General features: G+C 64.3%; 1 protein-coding gene. It reads right to left on the bottom strand.

The features are described 5' to 3' along the window. Positions 1–42: 42 nt before the first annotated feature. The gene (locus EYS21_RS23225) at positions 43–1,335 is read right to left on the bottom strand and encodes an ISL3 family transposase (protein ID WP_131135596.1); all 1,293 of its coding nucleotides are present in this window, start codon (positions 1,333–1,335) and stop codon (positions 43–45) included. Positions 1,336–1,447 lie beyond the last annotated feature (112 nt).

The following is a 1,447-nucleotide window of genomic DNA, read 5'->3' as shown; positions in this document are numbered from 1 at the left end:
GGCTCTTCGCGGTTCATGGGGAAATGGATTCCCGGATGAGTGTTATGCCGCCGTCCGGACGGCACTTCTCATGAGGATAACGGATTTGTAATTGCCGGGGTTGCGGTAGCCGCGGGCGGTGCGTTTGATGTGTTTGATGGCGGTGTTGTTGGCCTCGACCTTGCCGGTGGTGGCGCCGGTGACGATGAGGACTTCGATCTCGTTCCACCATCTGCAGACGGTTCGGTAGAGCTTGTTTGTCTCGGGCCGTGCGGCGGCCTCAACAAGGATTCTGAGGTCCTCTTTCGCGACGGCTGCGTCTGCGAGTGACCCGGTCCGGAGCAGTACCCGCAGTTGTTCCTTGACCTTCCACACCGCTTCCAGACTGCCTGTCGGGTCGTCCGCGGCGAAGACCTCGGTCAGGCGGTGGGCCGCGTTCCCGGTCAGCGTGTCTCCTGCGCGCAGGAGCAGCATCCGGTGCGCCCAGGCCTTGTCCACGCCCCGGCCGCGGCGGCCCTTGACCTGCTGGGACAGGTTCTGCCTGGCCTCGGTCACGGCCAGATTGCCAAGTGAGACGAGGTGGAAATGATCAACGGCGACGCCGGTGCGTGGAAGCCACATCCGCAACGCTTTCCGGAACGCGGCAGACGGGTCGATCGCGACGACCTGCACTCCCAGCCGCCAAGCCAGTGGCCGGGCGAAGAGCCAGTCACTGACACCCTGGTGGTCCCGCCCATCGACCACGCCCAGGACCTGCCCGGTGTCCAGGTCCACGATCGTCGTCATCCACGGTTCATGCCGGACCCACGAGCTCGATTCCGGGTCGCGGAAGAATCGGACGGACCGGAACCGGTGCTCATCAATGCCCAGCATCCGCGGACTGAGATCATCGACATCAGGCAGCGTGAGCAGGCAGGCTTCATTCAGCGCAGCCCGTACCATCCACCACGAGACACTGAACGCTGCGGCGGTCTCGGACACTGCCCGTCCCGAGCGGATCACCGCGTCAACGACGTGGTCCCGGAGCCGACCGGTGGACCGGGCCCGGCGCGGTACCTGTGTAGTGGATTCAAAGAACGAGAGCCGCGGGCAGGCCCGTTCCTCGCAATGCCAGCGGTATTTGGACCAGAGAACTTCCACGGCGCCGGCGACCGGGATGTCCCGTATCCGCTGAACACGTCGTTCCTTGCGCCGGGTCGCGACGACACCGCAGGTCGGGCAGCCAGGTGGCTGGTCGGTTTCGATCATGATCCGGCGGCTCCCGTCGTCCAAGACGGTGGCGGAAATGACACGGTAGTCGGGCAGGTTGAAGATGCTGGTGGCAGCGTCGGAGGCCACACCGGTAGGCTCAGTCAAGGCTCGTGGTCCTGTTCCTGGTTGAATGCTAGACACACTCATCCCAGCAGGGCCACGGGCCCTTCTGTCATCTACGACACGAGATCAATTCCCCACGAACCACGAAGAGCCG

This window comes from Arthrobacter sp. S39 (assembly GCF_004320525.1).
In the GTDB taxonomy this organism is placed as follows: domain Bacteria; phylum Actinomycetota; class Actinomycetes; order Actinomycetales; family Micrococcaceae; genus Arthrobacter.
The sequence above is the reverse complement of the archived record's forward strand: the minus strand, read 5'-3'. Positions and strand labels throughout refer to the sequence as shown.